Origin of the sequence: Undibacterium sp. TJN25, assembly GCF_049339885.1 — a bacterium.
Lineage (GTDB): Bacteria > Pseudomonadota > Gammaproteobacteria > Burkholderiales > Burkholderiaceae_D > Undibacterium.
The window spans coordinates 413,233-434,762 of sequence record NZ_JBMPPM010000001.1 but is presented as its reverse complement, the minus strand read 5'-3'; the positions used below and the strand labels follow the sequence as shown (position 1 = coordinate 434,762).

At 54.9% G+C, this 21,530-nt stretch carries 28 protein-coding genes and 1 other RNA gene; 17 read left to right on the top strand and 12 right to left on the bottom strand.

The window, feature by feature from the left end:
- Nucleotides 1-50 precede the first annotated feature (50 nt).
- The 9 genes from ACO0LO_RS02030 to ACO0LO_RS01990 all read right to left on the bottom strand — a co-directional run bounded on the left by ACO0LO_RS02030 (nucleotide 51) and on the right by ACO0LO_RS01990 (nucleotide 8,481).
- Nucleotides 51-818: a GGDEF domain-containing protein gene (locus ACO0LO_RS02030; RefSeq protein ID WP_422962520.1), complete on the bottom strand. Its 768-nt coding sequence runs from the start codon at nucleotides 816-818 to the stop codon at nucleotides 51-53.
- On the bottom strand, nucleotides 818-1,207 hold the full coding sequence (locus tag ACO0LO_RS02025) for a DUF1987 domain-containing protein (protein WP_422962519.1): 390 nt from the start codon (nucleotides 1,205-1,207) through the stop codon (nucleotides 818-820). The genes ACO0LO_RS02030 and ACO0LO_RS02025 overlap by 1 nt, the downstream gene beginning before the upstream one ends.
- Before the next feature lie 74 nt (nucleotides 1,208-1,281).
- Nucleotides 1,282-1,848, bottom strand: coding sequence for a SiaB family protein kinase (locus tag ACO0LO_RS02020; protein ID WP_422962518.1), 567 nt, complete (start codon nucleotides 1,846-1,848; stop codon nucleotides 1,282-1,284).
- A 25-nt stretch (nucleotides 1,849-1,873) separates the two neighbouring features.
- Nucleotides 1,874-3,088 carry a SpoIIE family protein phosphatase gene (locus ACO0LO_RS02015; RefSeq protein WP_422962517.1) on the bottom strand — a complete coding sequence of 405 codons (1,215 nt, stop codon included), beginning with the start codon at nucleotides 3,086-3,088 and terminating at the stop codon, nucleotides 1,874-1,876.
- A gap of 348 nt (nucleotides 3,089-3,436) precedes the next feature.
- The gene (locus ACO0LO_RS02010) at nucleotides 3,437-4,198 is read right to left on the bottom strand and encodes an ABC transporter permease (protein WP_422962516.1); all 762 of its coding nucleotides are present in this window, start codon (nucleotides 4,196-4,198) and stop codon (nucleotides 3,437-3,439) included.
- The gene (locus tag ACO0LO_RS02005) at nucleotides 4,195-5,121 is read right to left on the bottom strand and encodes an ABC transporter ATP-binding protein (protein ID WP_422962515.1); all 927 of its coding nucleotides are present in this window, start codon (nucleotides 5,119-5,121) and stop codon (nucleotides 4,195-4,197) included. The genes ACO0LO_RS02010 and ACO0LO_RS02005 overlap by 4 nt, the downstream gene beginning before the upstream one ends.
- 183 nt (nucleotides 5,122-5,304) lie before the next feature.
- Nucleotides 5,305-7,401 (bottom strand): AsmA family protein, encoded by a 2,097-nt coding sequence (locus ACO0LO_RS02000; RefSeq protein WP_422962514.1) that lies wholly within the window; start codon nucleotides 7,399-7,401, stop codon nucleotides 5,305-5,307.
- A 246-nt stretch (nucleotides 7,402-7,647) separates the two neighbouring features.
- Entirely contained in the window at nucleotides 7,648-7,911 is a 264-nt protein-coding gene (locus ACO0LO_RS01995) for a hypothetical protein (protein ID WP_422962513.1), read from the bottom strand.
- Between the two features lie 144 nt (nucleotides 7,912-8,055).
- A complete protein-coding gene (locus ACO0LO_RS01990) occupies nucleotides 8,056-8,481 on the bottom strand; it encodes a hypothetical protein (protein ID WP_422962512.1) in 426 nt (141 codons plus the stop codon).
- A gap of 420 nt (nucleotides 8,482-8,901) precedes the next feature.
- On the opposite strand from ACO0LO_RS01990, the gene ACO0LO_RS01985 reads away from it, so the two are divergent.
- Nucleotides 8,902-9,597 carry a hypothetical protein gene (locus ACO0LO_RS01985; protein WP_422962511.1) on the top strand — a complete coding sequence of 232 codons (696 nt, stop codon included), beginning with the start codon at nucleotides 8,902-8,904 and terminating at the stop codon, nucleotides 9,595-9,597.
- 203 nt (nucleotides 9,598-9,800) lie between these two features.
- Here the strand turns inward: ACO0LO_RS01985 and ACO0LO_RS01980 are convergent, their stop codons facing one another.
- On the bottom strand, nucleotides 9,801-10,286 hold the full coding sequence (locus ACO0LO_RS01980) for a PEP-CTERM sorting domain-containing protein (protein ID WP_422962510.1): 486 nt from the start codon (nucleotides 10,284-10,286) through the stop codon (nucleotides 9,801-9,803).
- A gap of 373 nt (nucleotides 10,287-10,659) precedes the next feature.
- Between ACO0LO_RS01980 and ACO0LO_RS01975 the strand changes: the two genes are divergently transcribed.
- Nucleotides 10,660-11,034, top strand: coding sequence for a VOC family protein (locus tag ACO0LO_RS01975; RefSeq protein ID WP_422962509.1), 375 nt, complete (start codon nucleotides 10,660-10,662; stop codon nucleotides 11,032-11,034).
- 129 nt (nucleotides 11,035-11,163) lie between these two features.
- On the top strand, nucleotides 11,164-12,039 hold the full coding sequence (locus ACO0LO_RS01970) for a hypothetical protein (RefSeq protein WP_422962508.1): 876 nt from the start codon (nucleotides 11,164-11,166) through the stop codon (nucleotides 12,037-12,039).
- A 504-nt stretch (nucleotides 12,040-12,543) separates the two neighbouring features.
- Here ACO0LO_RS01970 and ACO0LO_RS01965 read toward each other — a convergent pair.
- Entirely contained in the window at nucleotides 12,544-12,993 is a 450-nt protein-coding gene (locus ACO0LO_RS01965; protein ID WP_422962507.1) for a hypothetical protein, read from the bottom strand.
- A gap of 186 nt (nucleotides 12,994-13,179) precedes the next feature.
- On the opposite strand from ACO0LO_RS01965, the gene ACO0LO_RS01960 reads away from it, so the two are divergent.
- From ACO0LO_RS01960 to ACO0LO_RS01895, 14 genes are all read left to right on the top strand, one after another.
- Nucleotides 13,180-13,473 (top strand): helix-turn-helix domain-containing protein, encoded by a 294-nt coding sequence (locus ACO0LO_RS01960; protein ID WP_422962506.1) that lies wholly within the window; start codon nucleotides 13,180-13,182, stop codon nucleotides 13,471-13,473.
- Between the two features lie 116 nt (nucleotides 13,474-13,589).
- Complete coding sequence (locus ACO0LO_RS01955; RefSeq protein ID WP_422962505.1) at nucleotides 13,590-14,069, top strand: hypothetical protein; 480 nt, start codon at nucleotides 13,590-13,592, stop codon at nucleotides 14,067-14,069.
- A complete protein-coding gene (locus ACO0LO_RS01950) occupies nucleotides 14,066-16,192 on the top strand; it encodes a Mu transposase C-terminal domain-containing protein (protein ID WP_422962504.1) in 2,127 nt (708 codons plus the stop codon). The genes ACO0LO_RS01955 and ACO0LO_RS01950 overlap by 4 nt, the downstream gene beginning before the upstream one ends.
- Before the next feature lie 47 nt (nucleotides 16,193-16,239).
- Nucleotides 16,240-16,980, top strand: coding sequence for an AAA family ATPase (locus ACO0LO_RS01945; RefSeq protein WP_422962503.1), 741 nt, complete (start codon nucleotides 16,240-16,242; stop codon nucleotides 16,978-16,980).
- 10 nt (nucleotides 16,981-16,990) lie between these two features.
- Nucleotides 16,991-17,632: a hypothetical protein gene (locus tag ACO0LO_RS01940; protein WP_422962502.1), complete on the top strand. Its 642-nt coding sequence runs from the start codon at nucleotides 16,991-16,993 to the stop codon at nucleotides 17,630-17,632.
- Nucleotides 17,616-17,957: a hypothetical protein gene (locus ACO0LO_RS01935; RefSeq protein ID WP_422962501.1), complete on the top strand. Its 342-nt coding sequence runs from the start codon at nucleotides 17,616-17,618 to the stop codon at nucleotides 17,955-17,957. The genes ACO0LO_RS01940 and ACO0LO_RS01935 overlap by 17 nt, the downstream gene beginning before the upstream one ends.
- The gene (locus ACO0LO_RS01930) at nucleotides 17,954-18,250 is read left to right on the top strand and encodes a hypothetical protein (RefSeq protein ID WP_422962500.1); all 297 of its coding nucleotides are present in this window, start codon (nucleotides 17,954-17,956) and stop codon (nucleotides 18,248-18,250) included. The genes ACO0LO_RS01935 and ACO0LO_RS01930 overlap by 4 nt, the downstream gene beginning before the upstream one ends.
- Nucleotides 18,247-18,600 carry a hypothetical protein gene (locus tag ACO0LO_RS01925; RefSeq protein WP_422962499.1) on the top strand — a complete coding sequence of 118 codons (354 nt, stop codon included), beginning with the start codon at nucleotides 18,247-18,249 and terminating at the stop codon, nucleotides 18,598-18,600. Before ACO0LO_RS01930 ends, ACO0LO_RS01925 begins: the two co-directional genes overlap by 4 nt.
- A 16-nt stretch (nucleotides 18,601-18,616) precedes the next feature.
- Nucleotides 18,617-18,877 (top strand): hypothetical protein, encoded by a 261-nt coding sequence (locus ACO0LO_RS01920; RefSeq protein WP_422962498.1) that lies wholly within the window; start codon nucleotides 18,617-18,619, stop codon nucleotides 18,875-18,877.
- Between the two features lie 166 nt (nucleotides 18,878-19,043).
- On the top strand, nucleotides 19,044-19,628 hold the full coding sequence (locus ACO0LO_RS01915; protein WP_422962497.1) for a DUF3164 family protein: 585 nt from the start codon (nucleotides 19,044-19,046) through the stop codon (nucleotides 19,626-19,628).
- Between the two features lie 43 nt (nucleotides 19,629-19,671).
- Nucleotides 19,672-19,890, top strand: coding sequence for a hypothetical protein (locus tag ACO0LO_RS01910; protein WP_422962496.1), 219 nt, complete (start codon nucleotides 19,672-19,674; stop codon nucleotides 19,888-19,890).
- An RNA gene (locus tag ACO0LO_RS01905) (hammerhead ribozyme type II) lies at nucleotides 19,891-19,962 on the top strand.
- The gene (locus ACO0LO_RS01900; RefSeq protein ID WP_422962495.1) at nucleotides 19,949-20,407 is read left to right on the top strand and encodes a gp16 family protein; all 459 of its coding nucleotides are present in this window, start codon (nucleotides 19,949-19,951) and stop codon (nucleotides 20,405-20,407) included. Before ACO0LO_RS01905 ends, ACO0LO_RS01900 begins: the two co-directional genes overlap by 14 nt.
- A 15-nt stretch (nucleotides 20,408-20,422) precedes the next feature.
- A complete protein-coding gene (locus ACO0LO_RS01895) occupies nucleotides 20,423-20,851 on the top strand; it encodes a hypothetical protein (RefSeq protein ID WP_422962494.1) in 429 nt (142 codons plus the stop codon).
- A 23-nt stretch (nucleotides 20,852-20,874) separates the two neighbouring features.
- On the opposite strand, the gene ACO0LO_RS01890 is transcribed toward ACO0LO_RS01895, so the two are convergent.
- A complete protein-coding gene (locus ACO0LO_RS01890; RefSeq protein ID WP_422962493.1) occupies nucleotides 20,875-21,435 on the bottom strand; it encodes a hypothetical protein in 561 nt (186 codons plus the stop codon).
- Nucleotides 21,436-21,530: the final 95 nt, after the last annotated feature.

Genomic DNA, 21,530 nt, shown 5'->3' with positions numbered 1-21,530 from the left:
GGTAAAGATGACGGCGAAGGTGGCGGCAGCTGCTTTCGCTTTTTTTGTACTCAGCAGCCTTCTGCCGCCAGGTAGCTGTCGTTGGCGGCGCTGGCGCCATGCATGATGATGTGCGCCTGCTCCACGCGGTTGCGGCCGCGGTGCTTGGCCTGATAGAGGGCTGCATCGGCATTGCCGTAGGCTTCTTCAAAATCGCCGCCCGGCTCGCTCCAGCTTACGCCGAAACTGGCAGTCACCTGGCGTGAAGGCAGGCAGGTAAAAGCCTTGTCGGCAATGGCGCGCCTGACGGTTTCTGCAATGTCCATCGCCGCATCCAGCTCCACTTCCGGCAAGATGATCGTGAATTCTTCACCGCCCACCCGGCCTATCTCTCCTCTGCCACGCAGCGCTTCATTGAGTCTTGATACCAGCTCGCGGATCACCGCGTCGCCGGTGGGGTGGCCGAATTCATCGTTGATGCGCTTGAACAGGTCGATATCCAGCACCATCAGCGACAGCGGCGCCTTGCGCAGGACATGGTTGGCGCGCTCGAAGATGGCGCCGCGGTTCAGTGCACCGGTCAGGTTGTCGTGGCGAGCCTTGTAATCCAGCTCGGCGCTCAGCTGGTGCAGCTTGGCGTTGAGGGTATTGAGTTCCAGCTCCTTCCTGTCGCTGCGGGCGATCAGGCGGCGCGTTTCGCGCATCAGGCGCTCATAGTGTCCGACCAGTTCGGTCAGGGCAGTGCGGTAGCCGTCGGCAGGCATACCTTCCGACGCCAGGGCCTCGCGGACCCGCACCAGTGCTGCGGTTTCAACTTCGAAAAGATCGGTGGGTGCCATTAGCCTTTTACCGCATGGTCATTGAACGTCAGATCGGAAAAATCTTCGCACAGCTCCTGGCCAAACTCGAAGATGGTGTCGTCTTCTTCATCGTGGTACCAATTCAGGATGACGGGGGTGCCGCTTTTTGCTTTTTCATTCAATGCATCGAACAGCGTGAAAAGCATCTTGGTGCTGGAGCTGTTGAAATAGGCCAGCGCCACGTTGACGGTGATCGCTGTGCCCGATGTATGCGGGCCCAGGTAATCGCGGAGTGCAGCAATGATACCGCCCCAGAAGGCTGCAGCATTTTCAGGATAGGATTCCCCTTTCAGTGACAAACGATGTTCGTCGAAACGGAAGTCGACTTCCGGAGAACTTGCACTGGCCGCAATAAAAAAATTTTCCATATTCCTGTTTTTTCAAAAAATGAGGCGAACTGTGAGGGCTTGACTAGCCTTCCCGCGTCCCGCCGGACACGGCATTATATCGTTGCCTTCAAATAAAACATGACAGTGCCGTCCGCGCTGGAAGGCATGAACTCAAACTCCAGCGGTTCGCTGGCGTCGCGTGCCATTGTCAGCAGGCCCAGGCCTGCGCCCTTGCTTTCTTCCGGTGTTTCAGCGCGCAGCATCACTTTGTATTCGCTCTTGATCTCGTCTATCGTCAGTGTGCGCAGGTGCTCCAGCTTTTCGCGCAGGCGGCCGGCTACCTCGGCCTGTACCGGGTTCACGCAGTACAGGTAGTAGCGCTCGCCGCTGCCGGAAATGCAGACAGAACCGTGCCGCATCGCCCCCTCTGCCTGCTCGGCCTTTTCATAAAAATCGGCCGAGTAGTGGACCACGTTCTGCGCCATTTCAATAAACGACGAAAACAGCTTGCGTCGTGTCAGGCCTGCCGCGCCCACGTATTCGACGCGCATCTTCACCGCTTCTGCCATCGCCGCAATAATATTTTGCGAAAAATAGCCCACGTAATAAAAAATCACGTCATGGCTTTCGACGCAGTGGCAGAAATCATGCCACTGGCCGCTGATTGTTTTGTTTTCCATCTGCGGTTCTGTTCCTGTAAATTGTTCAGTCAAGGCGGAAGCCGAAAAAAGTCAGATCGTCGCGCCGCCTTTGCTGTCCCTGATAAGCCTTCTGTTCCGATGCCAGTACCTGTCCAAGCTGCTGCATCGGCAGTTTACGGTGCCGCAGCAGTGCGTCGCGCAGGCGCTGCTTGCCGAATGCGATATTTTTTGCGCCGCCAATCTGGTCGATGATGCCGTCGGTCGCCGCAAATACCATCGCACCAGGGGCCAGTTGCAGCGTCCTGTTCTTCCATATCATGTCGCCTACGGTATCGACATAACCGAGGCCCACGCGTTCTGCTTCCACGGTCTGGACTTCATCCTGGTCTTCAAGCAGGATGAACAGCGGCATCTTGGCGTTGGCGCAGGTCAGCGTGCGTTCTGCCGTGTTGAGGCAGAAGAAGCTCGCGTCCATGCCGTCATCCGATTCGGAGAGGCGCTCCGTTGCCGTATGCTGGCCCAGAGCCTGTTTCATGCTGCGGTTGACTTCGCCCATCAGCAGGGCAGGGTCGGCAGGGCCGTGCCGGTTCAGCGCCTGCGTCAAGGCAGATGAAGCAATCAGCGTCAGAAAAGCACCCGGCACGCCGTGGCCGGTGCAGTCTGCCACTGCGGCAAACCAGCCGTTTTCAAAACGTTCAAAATGGTAAAAATCGCCGCCGACGATATCGCGCGGTTCCCATACGAGGCAGGCATCGCTCAACGCAGCAGTCATCGCTTCGCGTGACACGCTCAGCATCGCGCGCTGGATCACGCTCGCATAGTCGATGCTCTGCATGACCTGGCGGTTTTTTTCCGATTGCAGCTCGACCATCATCTGCATCAGGTCCAGGCCGGACCCCACGCCGATAAACCGGTCGTCGTCCACGATCAGGAAACCGTCAGCCAGAGTTTTATCGCCGAATTTAACAGCCAGCGCCGCCAGGGTTTCTATCGGCGTATCTGCTTCCACAATCAGCGGATTCTTGTCCATGAAGGCGATGCACGCCTTTTTTTCATAGAGTTCCCTGTAATAGGGCTTGGACATTTGTGACATGAAGATATTGCGGCTGATAAGCCCCATTGGGCTGCTGCCTTCCAATACCGGCAGGCTGATCAGCTCGCGGTGCTTGTCGAACACTTCCAGTACCCGGGAGTTGGTTTCCTCGGAGGTGACAGTAGGCACCAGTACGCCCAGGTCTCTCGCGGATGGCTGCTGAATGCTACGACTTGAGGCAGGCATGATACTAAAGTCGGTATCCACTTTTGGCTGTCCTTGAGAGGCACTACATGTAGGAATTGCAATGGCGCACTAAATTCTGTGAAGCAATGCATGGTAGCCAGAATGTATTACCGGAATATGACCGCCTGCACTGACAAGCATCAAATTGCCGCTATTTCAGGTATTTTTCTGTAACGGTCTGTAGAAAGCAGTGGATTTGCTTCATATAATTTTTATTATTTCTTTTGGGAAATTATTTTCGAGGTATTGAGGCAGGCTGCTATGAGAAAAGGCGGGGATGGGTCAAGCGATGGGGAGGAATGGTATTTGAACTGAAGCCCGTCAGTTGCTGACGGGCTCCGGGGGGCCTCAGGACTTGAGCCTGTAGCCGGTTTTGAAAATCCACCATACGGCCGATGCGCACAGCGCCAGGAAAACCAGCGTCATGCCGGTGCTGACGGCAATGCTGACATCCGAGATGCCGTAGAAGCTCCAGCGAAAGCCGCTGATCAGATACACCACTGGGTTGAACAGCGCCACTTTTTGCCAGAATGGCGGCAGCATGCTGATCGAGTAAAAGCTGCCGCCCAGGAAGGACAGCGGCGTGATCACCAGTAGCGGTATGATCTGCAGCTTTTCAAACCCGTCTGCCCACACGCCGATGATGAAGCCGAACAGGCTGAAGGTGATCGCGGTCAGCAGCAGGAAGACGATCATCCACAGGGGATGCGCAATCTCAAACGGCACAAACAGCCTTGCGGTGGCAAGAATCAGCAAGCCCAGGATAATGGACTTGGACGCCGCTGCGCCCACATAACCCATGACGATCTCCATCGCAGAAATGGGCGCGGACAGGATTTCATAAATGGTGCCGGAGAATTTCGGCATATAGATGCCGAAGGAGGCATTGGCAATGCTCTGCGTCATCAGCGACATCATGATCAGGCCGGGCACAATGAAGGCGCCGTAGCGTATGCCGTCCACTTCCACCATGCGGCCGCCGATAGCGGCGCCGAACACGACAAAGTACAGCGAAGTAGAAATGACGGGGGAGGCCACGCTTTGCATCAGCGTGCGCCAGGTGCGAGCCATCTCAAACAGGTAAATGGCGCGGATAGCGTAAATATTCATGGCTGCGCCCTCACGAGATTGACAAAAATTTCTTCCAGCGAGCTTTGGCTGGAACGCAGGTCCTTGAAGTCGATGCCATGCTCGCCCAGGCTGCGCAGCAGTTCGGCAATGCCGGTCTGTTCGCTTTGCGCATCAAAGGTGTACACCAGCTCGTTGCCGTCTGCCGACAAGGTCAGCGGCTGGCCGGACAGCGCGGCGGGGATAGCCGTCAATGGATGCTGCAGGTGCAGGGTCAGCTGTTTCTTGCCCAGCTTTTCCATCAGCACGGCCTTGTCTTCCACCAGGATGATCTCGCCTTTCCGGATCACGCCGATACGGTCCGCCATCTCTTCTGCTTCTTCGATATAGTGAGTGGTGAGGATGATTGTCACGCCGCTTTCACGCAGCCCGCGCACCATTTTCCACATATCGCGCCGCAACTCCACATCCACGCCCGCGGTGGGTTCATCCAGGAACAGTATGCGCGGCTCATGCGACAGCGCCTTGGCAATCATCACGCGCCGCTTCATGCCGCCGGACAGCGTGCGGATGCGTGCATCCTTCTTGTCCCACAGAGACAGGTCGCGCAACACTTTTTCTATATGCGCCGGATTCGGCGCCTTGCCGAACAACCCGCGGCTGAAGCTGACCGTGCTCCACACGCTTTCGAAAGCGTCAGTGGCCAGCTCCTGCGGCACCAGCCCGATCTTGGCCCGTGCCGCGCGGAAATCGGAAATGACGTCATGGCCGTCTGCCATGATGGTGCCGCCGCTGGGGTTCACAATACCGCAAACGATGTTGATGAGGGTCGTCTTGCCGGCGCCGTTCGGCCCCAGCAGTGCAAAAATTTCCCCCTGGTGGATGTCCAGGTCAACGCCCTTCAGCGCCTGGAAACCGGAGGCATAGGCCTTGGTCAGATTTTGGATCGAAATGATCGCTGGCATGCGATGTCCTGATTATTTTTTTTGAATGCCGTGATTGTAGTATGAATCCCGTTTCCAAATCAGCAGAAGGCGGTGGGATGTCATTTTGCTTAATGCAGGTCGTTGGTTGCGGTACACAAAAGCGCGCTCGTTTCAGTGTGTTTGCAAATCAATACGGATGGTTTTCGCCACAGCCAGCGAGATTTATTTCTTATCCTGCTGCGCCTTCTGCACCTGCGCCTCGGTCACCGGTTTGGCTGGCGCCGCGGTGGCTTCCGACTTGGGCGCCTTGCGCACCTCGGTGGCTTTCGCCAGTGCAGCCGCACAATCGGTATCCGGCACCTTGCCCATGTTGACCAGCGGTAGCACGGCCGCCACCGGCGCGACTGCCGCCAGTGCAATCGCGGCGCCGGCCTTCAGCGCCAGTGGGCCTTTATAGGGCCCTACATCCGGATGCTTGAACGTGCCCTTTGCATATAAGGGGGAGCGCAGCGAAATGATGCGCACACCCTTGGTCTTGGGGCGCACATCCAGGTCTAGTGTTTCCTGCGCGAGATCGATGTCGCCGGTGATGTCGATGACGGCCTCATCCGTATCGACGACAAAGCGGCGTACGTTTGCCTTGCCGCTCTTGACGGCAAAGTCGCTCGCCAGGCAATTGAGGTGGACCTGCTTGTCGCCGAAGACTTTGACAAAGACGGCGTTGGCGATGTTCAGGCCGGCGGCCTCCAGGACGAATTTGCTGATCGAGCCTTCGCTGACGGTGGCGCCAAGTTCCCCGTTTGAGCTGGCAAGCATGCTTGATATCGAATTGCCGTGCCCGGTCAGTGCGGCGTCGCCATTGACCTCGCCAAAACTGGCCTGCATCGATTGCAGCGTTGGGAACAGTTCGCGGATCTTCAGGTGCCGCGCGGCCAGCTTGATCTGCGCGGCAATGGCTTTTTCCCTGCCGTCCAGTGACACGTTGGAGGTCACGCTGCCGCCTGCCATGCCGAAATTAAGCGGTGTCAGGCTGAGCACTTTATCTCGCATGTGGACTTCCGTGACCACGTTTTCCAGCGGAATATTGTGGGTGCGCACCAGTTTTTTGCCGGTAAATTTAACATCGGCGTCCAGCACGCCCCACTTGGCGGTATTGAATTGCTCCACAGGCAGGGCTTTTTCATCCGGCTGCACCGGAGCCTTGCCGCGCGCTTCTTTCTTGGCATTGCTGTCCGCACCGATAGCGGGGCCCAAATCTTCCAGCCGCAATTGCTGCGACGTTATGGTGCCGCGCAACAGCGCACGCGGTTTGCGCTGCTGGTACTGCAAGGTGCCTGCCACGTCACTCTGGCCGACTGTGCCGGTGAAATCCTGATAGGTCCAGTTCCAGGCCTTGCCTTCTTTTTTACCGAGAAGGCGGCCATGCGTGGTGTACGCGGGAGTGTCAGGCAGCAGCACGCCTGTCAACGGATACAGGTCGGCCATGCTGGCGCCGCCCAGCGTGAGTTGCAAGTCTATGCCGGACAATGAGCGCGGATCGGTTAACGTGCCATCGATGGCGGCCTTGTTCTTGCCGAGATTGGCACTCGCTTGTAGGGGGTAGGTGGTGTGCTCGTCCTTCAGCGACAGCACCGCGCCGGCTTTGCCGCTACCGGTGACGGGCGCCTTGCGGTAGCTGCCGCCGAGCTCAAACTGCAGGCCGTACTTCTGGATATCCGCCGCCTTGCCATCTTGTGCGGGTGCCGCGTCATTGGCGGCTGCAATGGACGATACCTTCGCCTTCAGGTCCAGGTTGATGCCGTCGTCCAGATAGCGGAAGTTTCCGTCGGCAAAAGCCATGCGCTGGATTTCCACAGTCCATTCCGAAGGGCCGTTGTCTTTCAGCGACCAGCTGTTGCTGCCGTCCGCGCGGTGTTCCAGCGCGATCAGTGGCGCGTTCAGCGCCAGGTCGGTCAGCACCACATGCTTATGCAGCAACGGCAGAGGATGCAGTGCAATCTGGATACGCTGTGCGCTGGCCATCTGCGGCCCTACGGTGGCCCAGCCAGGGTTGCTTATCTGTACATCATTCGCTGTAATCTCCGGCCGTGGCACGTAGCGGTGCCAGCCAGGTTCGGTCTTGAGGCCCTGCGTAAAGCGCAGCTTCAGATCGCCGCGGATGGTGAACTCGCGTCCTGTACTTTCAGATACCTTGCGGTTGATGTAGGGCCGCGCGCTGTTCCAGTCGAAGGTCAGGATAAAGACGACAATGGCAATGATCACCAGCGCCAGGCTGGCCAGCGTCCAGAGCAATATCTTTAGCGGTTTCGAATGTGTCATTGCCGTCCAATCAGGGAGGGTACGGTGGCGGGCTATCAGTATGAAGCGGCCAGAATAGTCTGATTGGCAACGGACTTCTGTGCGGTTGCAAACAGAACAGTTGCAATGGGGGAGGGGCGGTGGGAGGGGTAGGGGGTGCTGAAACTAAAAGGGCTTAGATGAAATCCAAGTCCTTGCTTCAGTACCGGGGGTAGGTATTCGGCGTAGTTTGCTTTATTTTACGGGGAGGCAAGCTCGCTAGTCTGCTCAGTTATTGTTCGTGGCAACCAGATCATGTCCACTCTTTGTTTTTGCGGCGCTGACCTTGCACTGCCTGTTGGCGGCCTGCTTCAGCGATTGCGCATTTTCTTTTGTGATGAGTCCCAGCTGAAGATTGGATAGGCCACGCGCGGACGCCAGCGTCGCCGACTCGCAATCCTCTTGCGAGGTCATCAGCGAATACACCGGAGGTCCGAAAACGCAGATGGAAGAAAGTCCTATTACCAATGACATGAGCAGATTGTTATTCATGTGAAGTATATCCATGCGGAAACAATCTGCTATTAAATCATAGCTTTCAGCTCAGTTTAAGAATTTTTTCCATGTGGCAATATTGAAAAGCAATTTCATCAATCCAAAAAAACAATTTAACCGGACATTTTTAAGTTGAGGCTGTCAATGCAAGGCGATTGCAGTATATTCGTCAGCCACCCATTCACCACGAGCAACGGGCTGCGATGAGGCACGCATCAGCAATTCGCCGCTGACATCACCGTTTGCATGACGGTTTATCGTCATCTTCAGCTGTCTGTCCAGCGCAACGAACGTATTGGGGCCGGTGGCAATAATTTCGTGCGCAGGCTGGTCTTTGACATTCGCGTACATCCGCGTTCCCTGGCGGCTGAACAGGAACAGGGTTTTGCCATTGGAAAGACCGTAAAGCCCCTTAAACTCGGCAAATTCGCGCGGCAGCATCTTGTAGGCCGAGTTTTGTACGTTACCGTTCGAGATCATCACGGTATTCGCATCTGTTGCTGTCTGTGCGGCAAGGGTCATTGGCAGCGCGCCAAAAATAGCAATTAACAAAAGTCGTTTCATCATGTTCACCATTGGTTTTATTAAAAGTGCTTCAGTCGCATCGGAGATGCGACTGAAGTTTCATCCAATCAATTTGCTTGCATAGGACTAATCGCAAAAAATTACAGCAGCAATAAAGATCGTCAGATATAAATTATTGGCAGACCGGGGATGACGAGAAATGTGAGGAAACGATTTATACGAATGGTAGGCGGACCGGCAAGAACTGCAATGCCGGCCGTGCAACTTGCTGGATTATTGTGTGGATGAAAAGTAACACGCAAATATCCGGTGTGGATGGGAAATAAGAATGTCAAAAGCCGTCAAACCCACCTCCTGGAGATGAGAGCTACGCCAGATCAGAATTGACACATTCGTTGTTAATTGAGTTACAGTTTGTGATAGCAATTATCCGCGAGTTTTCCTGTCGTTTTAGGAGCCCTGATGAACCCGTATTCAAAAGAAACCAGGACATTTTTGTTTGCGCACGTGTTTTTACTGTGCATCGTTTTAGTGGGATTTGGACGGACGTTTTATCTTCGCAGCCTGTTCACCACGCACACTTTGCCGGTTGTGTTGCAGCTGCATGGAATTGCCCTGACGCTGTGGTATGGGATGGTCGTGCTTCAAGGTGCGCTAGTTGTTAAAGGGCTGCGTGCGTGGCATGCCAGGATCGCATGGCTGGCTATTCCCATCGTCGTATGCGTCATCGTCAGCGGCATACTGGTGAATATGAATGTAGCGCGCCAGATCACGTCGGCAAGTGATGCTGAGAATATGTTCGTCTGGGCAAATTTCATGAGCCTGGTATCGTTTGCCATCCTCGTGAGTGCGGGTGTCATACGCCGGCGTCGTCTTGCTGCGCACCACCGGCTGATATTCTTCGCCTCCCTCGCCATCATCGGCCCCGCATTTGCGCGCTTCTCTTTCTGGCCTGCGATTGGGTTGGGGCTTGCCGCTGCGCCGATTTTCGCGATAGCGGGCATGCTACTTCTCGTCGCACTCGCCATTGGCTACGATGTCACCGTGTTCCGGCGAGTGCAAGCTGCAACGCTTGCCGGGTTTGCCGGCGTACTCGTTCCGCTTATCGCCGGTACGGCAGTTGCCATCTCGGGAATGGGCTTCGCACTAATGCATTGAAGATAGCGAACTTGTTCCTGTCACGGATAGAACCGTCGCACGGCTTTCCAGCGATGAGCAACCAGCGACCAAAGAGTTTTTTGCTCACTGGGGAAGTGAGGGAAGTGCTGGCGGATGCAGCGACCTGCAGCAGGCTGACTATATGGCTTGGCGAGTACAAAGCAAAAACCCGCCGAAGCGGGTTTTGTTTGGAGCTTTTCGAATTACTGCTGGCAACGACGTACAGCACCAATGCCCAAAAGGCCGATGGCGAACAGGCCCAGTGTCAGCGGCTCAGGTACGGAACCCGGCGCATCTTGGGACACCACCGTTGTGAACAGAGAGAAATTTGGCTTGGTGATTGAAGTGCCGTTGTTAGAAGAAAACCAGATCGACGAATTGGGAGACACTAAAGTGGGGGTCCATATATCAGTCTTCAGATTAAATGCGCTGAACTGCAACAATTGCGTGAGATCGACCGTCGTGGAGTTCTGAGTCAAAGTAAAGTTAAAATCAGTCAACTCATCCTTCGACAAGGAACCATCATTGTTCACATCGGTACCAGTGAAACTACCTGAGCCAATGACATTGTTGAGACTAGCGGGGCCACGCAAGACCGTAAAACTGATTACGGTTGCGTTCGCGGCAACAGACGTTACGGCCAGCATGCTAGTCAGCAGAACGGATTTCAACAGTTTGGATATCGCCACGGTAAGACTCCCTAGTTTTTTGTTAAAAGAATGGATCAGCTAAAGCAATGTTGATGCCAGGAAAATAAAAGCTTTTACTTTCAATTACTTAAAGTTTTTTATTGGAAAATATTTAACAATTTGTAAAATTTTCTGACAATCTGTTTAATACTCCTACAGCCAAATTTCCGACGGGGTGAAGATAGCCGAGCCATACGCCATAGGGGTTACCATGAGCAGCGCCTCATTCTGGAAGAAGTCACTCGCAAGCAGACGATAGCTCCTGCGCGATGAACTGAAACCGGCATCCGTCGAATGAAAGTCAACACTGCTGACAGAAACTGACATTAGTCGCCAACATACTGAGCTTCCTTTTTTTGAATTGGAACCCAATATGAAATTCGCATCTATCCGCCTTGTTACAGAGCAGTTTGAAGCCGTCCTTGCCTTCTACCAAAAATTATCCGGAATAGAAGCTAGCCGGCTTGCAGATGGCTTTGCCGAAGTGCGCTTTGAAGGCGCTACGCTCGCTATTTCTTCGCAGCAGCTGGTGGCGCGCTTTAACGCCGGAGCGGCAATAGCAGCCGCCAACCGGTCGGCCATTCTTGAGTTCGAGGTGGTTGATGTCGAAGCGGTATGCGATGGCCTTGTACAGGAAAATGTTGAAGTAGTTATGCCGGTAACACGTATGCCATGGGGTAATCTATCGCTGCTGGTGCGTGACCCTGATGGAAATCTGGTGAACATTTTTTCAAAGCCTATTGTGTAGTCTCATCGCCTTGTGTGCGCCGCTGCAGGCTAAGCCGGTTAGAAGTGGTAGATCGCTGAAATTGTTTGGTAAGCCGATAGACAAAAACCCGCTGTAGCGGGTTTTAATTCGAAGCCGAGGGACTCACAGATGACAGTGCTGCGCGTGGTGTTTGATACAAATGTGTTTCAAAAGGACTCTTTCGAACTGCTGGAGCAAAGCCCTTTCCGTCAACTAGTAGAGGAAGGGTTGGTCAATGTCATTTACAGTCACATTTTCCAAGAGGAAATTTTTAAAGCATATCGGATAGATGCAAAACGTGACGACCTATTGAATAAATGGATACCGTACGTACTGAATACCTCAGATCGCCTATGTAACGACTTCGTTCACATATGGGAGGATGAACTCATCAATAATCGCAAGCATCAAACTCCAATCTATATGCCGCCAAAGGATTATGGGGCATTAAGACGGAACGTGCGCGCACTGCCGCCCGACGGTTCATGGCATGGGTTTGAACGAGCACGGCAGGATTTAGATGAAAATGATAGAAAGCGAAAAGCGCAAAATCGAGAATGGAGGGCCATCCGACAGGCAGTAAAGGATTGGCGCCGAGCACCAGAAAATGCGGCAAACAAGCACGCACGTAGCGAGTTAGTCGACATAATGAAAACTGAATTTATTCCGTTTGGCCGTTCTTTCATCAAGCATCACTTCAAACACCGATCCCCAATAGGCTTGGCTGCTCGATGGGCAAGATCGCCTTCAGCCTATCCCTATTTTTCACAATTTGTCAGGAACATGGTCTACATGGGGTACTACGCTGCGATGCGCGACAACGATAAGATTGACCTGAATGCCCAAGCAGACCTTGATCTGATGACGCACTTGCTTCATGCCGATGTGTTGGTCTCAAACGAGACAAAGTTTATGCGACTCGCCTTTAGGGACCTTTGGGAGTCCAAAGGCAAGTTATTCTTTAACACTGAGCAATTTGTGCAGCATGTCGCTTCAATCAGGTAGCATCGCTAAATGGATTGCGGGAGGTGGAAAAAAAGTCAGGACTGGTACGTCTGAAATTCTATGTTTGTGTAAAAGTAAGCGCAACTTAGTTCAAAGTTACTGTGAGGGAGTGCCTGTTTTGACACCGGACGTTCGAGGGATAAATTGACGGGAAGCCCTGCAGTTATTAGGCTGCATTAGTTTTCGGGCGCTTTAGTCTTTTGGCGCGCAATACGCAAAAAGCGGACCGTTTCAGCCCTTTTTGCGCCTTTTTTGGCGCTCGAATGGAACGGCCCGGATTATTACTTCTTTTGGGAAGCTGCGAACCTGGTGTCGTTTGCAGCCGGCGAGCCATCATAGGCGGCGCAATGCTGCAAACAAGGGCCTCTCTTATTCGTTACGCCAGCCTCAGCTTCATCCAGCAAGCGCGAGAGTTTACCCAACCACAAGTTATCCTGCGAATCCATGCCTGTAACTAAATGTAAGAAAAGCTGCATTTTAGTTGATTTACAGAAATGTTTCTTTTTATCCAATCGCTCGTAGTACTGTGGCCAGACCTTCTTGCTCTTTGCCAGGGTGGCTGACAATGTAATCGTACAAGACGGCGATTACGGCTGGCCGGCGTTCATCGCTCACCGGCTTGCCCCTTGCTACCTCCCAGTCCGTCAGAGCCTTCACAGCGAGCTCCAGTTTGTGGACATCTACTCTTGCCGAGCCCGCCGCTACTGTTCCAACAACGGTGGCGCTTGTTTGTTCCTTCTTCGTATCCGCGCCGTCATCCCCCGTGAGCCACCACGTCACGCTTTTTCCTGTCGCATCTGCGAGCTTTTTTAGCGTTCGCTGGATGGGGCGGTAATCGTCGTTGCCTCTAGCTACCGCAGACACTAAGTCCTTCGGCAATCCGAGAGCAACCACCCATGCATACGGATGCTCGCCGGCTTCTTCCAAAAATCTTTGTTTAAAGCTCTTTTGCATACGGAAACAACCTTTCGCTAAAAGTTGTTTCTTGATCGAAGTATTTACAACTAAAAAAACAACTAAACAAATCAATCACTTAGGGAAAGTGCATAAATATTTGTTGTTTCTTTAGTTGTTTCTTGTTGCAAGAAACAACTATACAACTTAGAATGCGCTCATTGACTCACCACACAGGAGCCTTCAATGAGCGTATTAGATACCCTAAAAAAAACCGCCCAAGACGATATGCATCGGGCGGATGTCGTTGCCGCCCTTCATAAAAAAGGGTGGTCATTGCGTGCACTTTCCCGCGAAAGTGGCCTGAGTGACGGCACTCTGAAATCAGCTTTGGATCGACCTTATTTAAAGGCCGAAGGGATCATCGCTGCAGCTCTCGGGGTTACACCCGAAGCCATCTGGCCGGCGCGCTATGCAAAACGCAATTTTACGCCGGTTTTGTCACTCCACACACATAAAGCACACGGAAAGCAACCCTAAAACGGACGCTTAACAACTCCACACAACCATTTGATTTACCGGTTGGCATGGATGAAATCTTAAAGCGAACCAGCCAAAACCACCAGAAACACGTTTCTCGAAGCCGGAAAACAACTATGCGAAACAAACGATTGAAGTCAGCGCGGCCAACAAGCCTCAGCGAGGCACAGGAACTGTGTGTCGAATTTGCGGCAGAAAATCGCCGGCCAATTAAGGTAATCGCAGACCTCATGGGTATTGAGGTCAAGACGTTATACCGCTGGCTTGCAGACACGACGATGCCTCTGAATCGCGTGCGCCAATTTGAAGCTTTCTGTGGTATCGCGTTTGTAAGCGAATACCTATGCATCGCACACGGCGACAAAATTGTGGTCGGCATACCAGCAGGGAAAAAATCGGATGTCACCGAGCTGGCGGAGTTGCAAGTCACTTTCGCAGATGCGATGGCTCTGCTGGTTCGTTTCTATCAGAGCGGTGATGCTTTGGACGAGACAATTGCGTCCCTGACCGCAACTTTGACAAAGGTCGCCTACCACCGTAGCAATGTATTGAAAAATGGCACGCCTGAACTGGACTTGTTTAGGGCGGCGCAATGAATACGGGAGCGATCAGAACACATTACGACGCCGAAGCGCTGGCGGCAATGCAACTGCCGGGGCTGCCGACCACGAGACCGGCAATTTTCAAGCGGGCCAAAACTGAGCGCTGGGCGTTCATAGAGGTTCAGGGCAAAGGCGGCAAGGGAGGTGTACGCAAAGAATACGCACCGCCAGCTGAGGTAATGGAAGCCATCCGCGCCAAAGCTGCGCAGAATCTGGTATCGACCATGCCGGCAAAGCGCCTAGCGGTCGGGCCTGAGAACCAGCTGCCACTGATCGAAACCGAGGGCCAGTCCCTCAAGGCCGATGCCCGCAAGGGCGTTTTACTGGCGTTAGAACTACTGATGCAGCGCTCGGGCTACCCGTTAAAAAAGGCGGCGCGTGCATTGATCGATATGGCGCGCAAAGGCCAGGCCGACCAGCAGCTGGTCAACATGCTCAAAATGGCACGCGACGAGCGCGGCCGATCAAGCCCGGACGGCCTGCCGTCCGACCGCAGCCTGCTGCGCTTCGTCGAATACCAGCGCGGCGGCATGCTCGCCCCCAAGAAACGGGAACGTGACCTCACTATACCGGCTTGGGCGCCTGCGTTTCTAGCCTGCTATCAACGCCCAGAAAAGCCCACGGTGGAACACGCTTACCGCGAATTCCTGCGCCATACAACGGATGCGCTCGGCGAACTGCCCAGCGTATGGCAAGTGCGGCGTTTCCTGAGCAAGGTTGGCAACGTCACGCTTGAAATGGGCCGCATGGGTGACCGTGAGCTGAAGACCTTGAAACCATTCATCCGACGCGGCTTCGACAGCTTGCTGCCGGCAGACATCTACAGCGCAGACGGCCACACCTTTGACGCCGAGGTCCAGCACCCGATGCATGGCAGGCCATTCCGGCCGGAGATTACCAGCGTCGTCGATATTGCCACCCGCAAGGCAGTCGGCTGGTCGGTCGGCCTGGCTGAAAGCGCCTTCGCAGTATTGGACGCGCTGCGTGATGCGGTTTTCACAGGCGGTATCCCGGCAGTGTTCTATGTGGACAACGGCTCCGGCTACAAGAATGAACTGATGACCGACGTCGCCACCGGCCTGATGGCCCGCCTTGGCATCGAGATGAAAAACAGCTTGCCCTACAACTCCCAGGCACGCGGCGTTATCGAAAAGCTGCACCAGACCATCTGGGTCAACGCCGCCAAGGAAGTGCCCGGCTACATGGGCCGCGACATGGACCGCCAGGCCAAGCTGAACGTTTTCAAGTTATCCCGCAAGGCTATCGCCAAACCAGGGGAAGCGAACGTCATGCCGCTTATGGGCTGGCCGCACTTTGTGGAGTTCTGCAAAGCCAAGGTGGACGAGTACAACAACCGTCCACACCGCTCGCTGGACAAGACCGCCGACCCGGTCAGCGGCCGCCGCCGTCACATGACGCCGAACGAAGCCTGGGCGCTGGCCGTTAGCAAGGGCTTTGCCGCCCATACGGTCCAAGATGACGAAGCCCGCCCGTTGTTCCGGCCCCAGGTACTGCGCACGGTGCGCCGCTGCGAGATAGAACTGTTCGGCAATCGTTACTTCGCCCGCGTCCTGGAAGAGTTCCACTCCGAGCAGCTGCGCATCGGCTACGACATCCACAACCCGGACAAGGTCTGGGCCTACGACGCCGACGGCCGTTTCATCTGCACTGCCGAGCTGGACGCCAACAAGCGCGACTACATGCCTAAGTCAGTCATCCAGCAAGCGAGAGAAAAACGCGCTGCAGGCCGCGAAAAGCGGCTGGAAACCAAGCTGGTCGAGGTGCGCGAGGAACTGTACGGCCTGCTGGCGCTGGAGCAGGTCGACACCGTGAGGATGCCCGGCTTCATGACCATCACCCGCGAGCAGCTGGAAGCCCGCGCACGTCAGGCCATCCCGGTGGAAATCGTACCCGCCGCGCCTGTCGAGGCGATGCCAACGGCAATAGTCGAAACGGCAGGATGGATAGTGCCAGGCGCGCCGGAAGAGCGCTGGACCGAATGGCAAAGATTGAATGTTTTAAGAGAGGAGGAACTGGACTGCGAGAAGCAAAAGAAATGGCGGCAAACCTACCAGGCTACCGCCGAATTCCGCACTTATCAACGCAAGAGTGCTTAACAACCATGCCGCGCTAACGGCATCTACCTACTGAAAGTAAAGCAAGTATGACAAATATCATTATGCCGGTCAATCGAGTCGCTGATATCTCCAACCTCGCCCTGGTGGCGGTGGCGACAGAAAAGCTCATGTCCAGGGTGGACAGCTTGCCAGGCATCGGCGCGCTATACGGCCCACCTGGCCGTGGCAAGACGATTGCCTGCTCAGCCCTCGCCAATCAGACCCGCAGCTACTACGTGCAGATGCGCAGCGCCTGGAGCCGCAAAGCGTTCCTGGAGAAAATACTGTTTGAAATGGGCGTCAAGCCTACCGGCACCGTCTCCCATCTGCTGGACCAGATATGCGAACAGCTGGCCGCCAGCCGCCGACCACTGATCATTGACGAATTCGACTTCTGCCTGCGCAGCGACGGCATGATCGAAATGGTCAGGGACATCTACGAAGGCAGCCAGGGCACGCTGATGCTGGTCGGTGAGGAGACCTTGCCGACCAAGCTTAAAAAATGGGAGCGTTTCCACAGCCGCATCATGGCCTGGATACCCGCGCTGCCGGTCTCCTTTGACGACGCCCTCAAGCTGGCACCGATCTATTGCCCGGACATCGTCATCGCCCCCGACTTGCTGGCGCGTGTTGTGGACCTGGCGGCAGGTTCCGTGCGCCGGGTTTGCGTCAATCTAACGCGCATCCATGAAGAAGCCATGCTGATGGCCGAGCCGGAAATGACGTTGGCGCGCTGGGGTGACCGTGACCTCTACACCGGAGACGCGCCTAAGCGTCGCCTGGTCTGAGAGGTCGCACATGCCAAGGGAAACCAAGCGCAAACCTGCGCAACTAGAGCTGGTAGGAGGTAAAGGGTCTCGCGACCGTGCTTGGGAAGAAATTCGCAAACACGCTGGGCCTTTCACCTGCTATCAAATCTCCCGTAAAGCAAAAGTGGACGACGGCACGATGTATACCTACCTGATGTGCCTGGAGAAGGGCGGTTTTCTGGAAGGGCATATCGAGAAGAACGCAAAGATCGGCTCTGAAAAGACCTGGACGCTGATCCGTGACAACGGCGTCGAAGCGCCACGCCTGGACAGGACCGGCAAGCCGGTAGTGCAGGGCATGGGCACCGAATCGATGTGGCGTTCCATGCGCATCATCGCGGACTTCAATGCCCCCGAGCTGGCCGCACACGCCAGTGCGTCCGGTGTCGTCGTCAAGCCTGGCACGGCCAAGATGTACCTGATCATGCTCAAGGCTGCCGGTTACCTGCAAGTGGTCAAAGAAGCCAACAAGGGCAGAGGGAAGGGCATGGGCCTGGCGCGTTATCGGCTGCTCCCCAGCAAATACACCGGCCCGCGACCACCCATGATCCAGCGCAGCAAGTCCCTGTTTGATCCCAACCTCGCCAAGGTCGTCTACCAGGAGGAGGCATCCAATGATGACGACCTCTGAACCGCGCTGGCTGGAATTGATCAGGGCTGCGGCGGCGCAGACCAGCAACGCGGCAGTAGCGCGTTTGCTGGGGTATTCGCGCACGTCCGTCAGCCTGGCGCTGAAGGGAGCCTATCCAGGCGGTACGGCCAAGCTGGCAGCCAAGGCACTTGAAGTGCTGGAGCCGCCCGTTATCGCGGACTGCCCCTATCAGGCAAAGCAAATTCCTATCGAAGTCTGCAGGGAATTATCCAGCCGGCGCGCGCCGACCCACAACCCAACGCTGATGGGGCAGTGGCGCGCCTGCCAGCAGTGCCAAAACAAATGCAAAGGAGAACCGCAATGAGCAACGTCGCAACCGCAATACTCGCAGAACCGAAGGTGCTCAATGTCGACATGGTCAGGGCGCTGCATATCGTCAATCGCACCGTCCGCTGGCTGCGCTCTAACCGCCAGAAAGCTATCAGCATCGACATCCGCGCTGCCAGGCCGACCTTGACCGTACCGCCTGGCAATCTGGATTTTCTGATCGCTGCAGGGCATGGCTTCAATGCCCGGCCGTTCGGTGACGGCCACAAGCTGTGCAGCGTGATTGTCGACGGCTGCGCCATCCAATGGACCGAATGGAGGCGCGCATGACCGCATTCACGGTCTCCTATTCCTGGATCAAGCTGCGCGTCCAGCTGCTGCAGACATCCCAGGAAGTAGACGCCCGGTATCGCGAAGGCAGGCGGCGACGCAATGGTGAGCATGTGCATGCCTACTTCCAGGCCAGCAAGACGGAGCGCGCCAGGCACAGCGGAACTATCGTGCTGGCCCTGGACGGCCGATTGGCCGAGCTGATCCCGCACGAAGTAGCGCACGCTGTTATCCACTGCCTGCGCGGCGTCAGCGGCAACGACGATGAAGTCGCTGCCACCGCCATCGGCATGCTGTCGGCAAGCATTTTTGAACGCGTTAGAACCCTTCACAAACCATCCAAGCAATAACTGAAAGGAGTTTGATATGAGCAAAGCTTTACAGCACCTGGAAGCACTCTATGAGGCCAAGAAAAAGCCGACCTATGACGAGCTAGAGGCCGCGCTGCTTGAGTCTCTGGCTGAACGCAATGCGTTTGAAGGCATGGTCAAGGACATGAGCGGCTGGCTGTCGCGTCTGGTACATGCGCACTACCGCAAGGACAGCAAGGCCCTGGTGACTACCCTGAACGACTTTATCCAGGAACGGGTCGTCATCAGAGATGAAACGAAAGGAGCCCTGCATTAATGCCATCGCTATTTGAACCGCTGATCCCCTGGCCTAAAACAGACCAAGCTAGACCAGCCCCAACGGACAAACAAGCGCCGATCCCCATCGGCCCCACAGATATTTAACAAGGAACAACATGATGCAAACAGAAAAACAAGCAGAAAACACAGTCCCAGAAGGCTTCATGCAAAACGCCCATGGGCACCTGGTACCGACCGAACTAGTTAAACCGATAGACCAGACTCGTGACTCCCTGGTGCAGGAGCTGGTCCTGGGCGCGAAAACATTGCGCGACGAGCTGGGCCAGTTCAAGGACCAGGTGTTCAAGGATGTCGCCGCCTTCGTTGTCCTCAGCGCTGAGCAATACGACGTCGCCATCGGCGGCAAAAAAGGCAACATCACGCTGCATAGCTTTGACGGCCGCTACAAGGTGCAGCTCGCCATCCAGGAAAACATTACTTTCGACGAGCGTCTTCAAGCGGCGAAGGCGCTGATAGACGAATGCATCGCCGAATGGTCAGTCGGCAGCGATCCGAAAATTCAGGTGCTGGTGCAAGACGCTTTCAAGGCGGACAAAGAAGGGAAAATTAACACCGGCCGCGTGCTCGGCTTGCGCCGCCTGGAGATCAAGGACGATAAATGGATGCGGGCGATGACCGCCATCGGTGAGTCGCTGCAGGTAGTGGGCAGCAAGCAATACATTCGCTTCTATGAGCGCATCGGCGAGGACAAGTATGCGCCGATTAGTCTTGACGTTGCAGCCATTTAACGGGGGAACCATGGTTACTAGAAAACAAAGGATTGAGCCAGGTATGAGCGTGGTGAGCATTGGATTCAACGACTTTCTCATGCCGGCCGAGACCGGCATTCAGGTAGTAAAACTGTTGCAAAGGTCGGTCAAATGTCACGGCCAGTTTGAGGGTGACGTGATGATCTACCAAACCAGCAAGCGACCAGAGTTGCGCCTGGAGATCATAGGTGCCGCGCAAATTAAGTACCCGTCGAACACCGACGCTGAGGTCGAGCAGTAAGAGCGAAACCATTTCCCTCCCTGGGAAATGGTCTGCCCGCCGTGGTGGCCGGGTACTGATGAGCAGCCAAGACACTATGCAAAACATGAGAACCGTCGAACAGATGCGCAAGGCCGAGCTGGCGCAAATTCACATCGCCAAGCTACAGCTGGCGCTAGAGGATGACGCGTATCGCGATATTCTGCGCCAGGTCACCGGCAAGGCATCAAGTAAAGACCTGTCTTGGCAAGAGCGTAAAGTCCTGCTGGATCATTTCAAGAAGATCGGCTTTAAGCCCCGAGTGCGGTCGGGTGGCCGGGCTAAGCCCGATGTCGCTACCGACCGCGAAAAGCAAATCAAGAAGATTGAAGCGCAGCTGTCGACGGCAGGCCGGCCTTGGGAATACGCCGATAAGCTGGCACAACGCATTTGCAAGGTGGAACGCATTGAATGGTGTGACCATTCGGCACTTGCCAGCATCATCGCGGCGCTTAGCTATGACGCTGACCGCCGTGCCAAAAAAATCGCAAACTTGTAAAAATCTGGAGCCTGCGTGCAATCTGACCTGTCCCACCTCCCACAGAGTGCCCAAAAGCTGATCGCATTAATCGGCCTCCCCGCGACGTTGCGGCTGGTAGATGCGCACGGTGGCCATGCAATCAATTTGTACAACAGCGAAAACAGTTTGGAGCGCATGGCCGAGTCCGTCGGACGCGAGGCGGCGCAAAAGCTACTCAAGTTCTACGGAAACGACCCGTTTACTGTGCCGTTGTGTCACCGGGCTCTAAAAGCAGTTCGGAACAAAGAAGTGCTCGCGGAGTTTGATAGATTGACGATGGAAGAAGGGTTGTCTGCCAGAGCCAGTGTTACGCGTATCACGCGCAAATTCACCCCGTACATACACGAGCGTACTATCTGGCGCATACTTAAGACGACGGAAGAAATTCAATCCGTCGATCCGAGGCAATTGAGCTTGCTTTAAGACTACAATCTCCAATTTCTCTTCTAGTCCGGGTACCCTTCAAACAAGTTGTGTATCGACGCCAAACTTTCATTGTATTCTTTCGCCGCCCGTTTCCGTTCTTCGGTCATAACTTCCAAGGTTACGCTCCCGCGCCTAGCCCCCGGAAATGTTCGCGTAGCGGCCGTAGGAAATTGACATTTTATTTTGCCAATAAATACTTCCACCCCGACTGCGCTCCAAAGGCCATGCTTAAGTTCCGTGGCCCAAGACAACATAATATGCATCGCTATTCCACTTATTTGAATTCGGATGTGCGGATCAGTTTTCCGTTGATGAATGCCTTTCGCGATCATGACATTAATCGCTTTCGTTCCTCGTAGCTCAGCATGGATTTTTATAAGATCCGCTCCGCGGCCGGTAAGTGTGGACGGAGGAAGCTGCCAAAAAAACCTTAGGCCTTCCTCGACCAACCGCTTGACTTCTTCCAGGGGTAAGCCGCTATCGTGATTCGGGTGCGTTTTCCTTGCATTGTTTGGGTCGGGGCTTGTGCCATTCCAGCGCATTGCGCCTACCGTAGCAACAGAAAAAGTAAATGTTGGCATAAAATTCCAATGTTAAGGGGCGGCAGTGGTGAGTGCGGCCCTCATTTTTTTTGCGAAGTAGATCAAATTTCCAAAGTTAAAATTCTAAATGACTT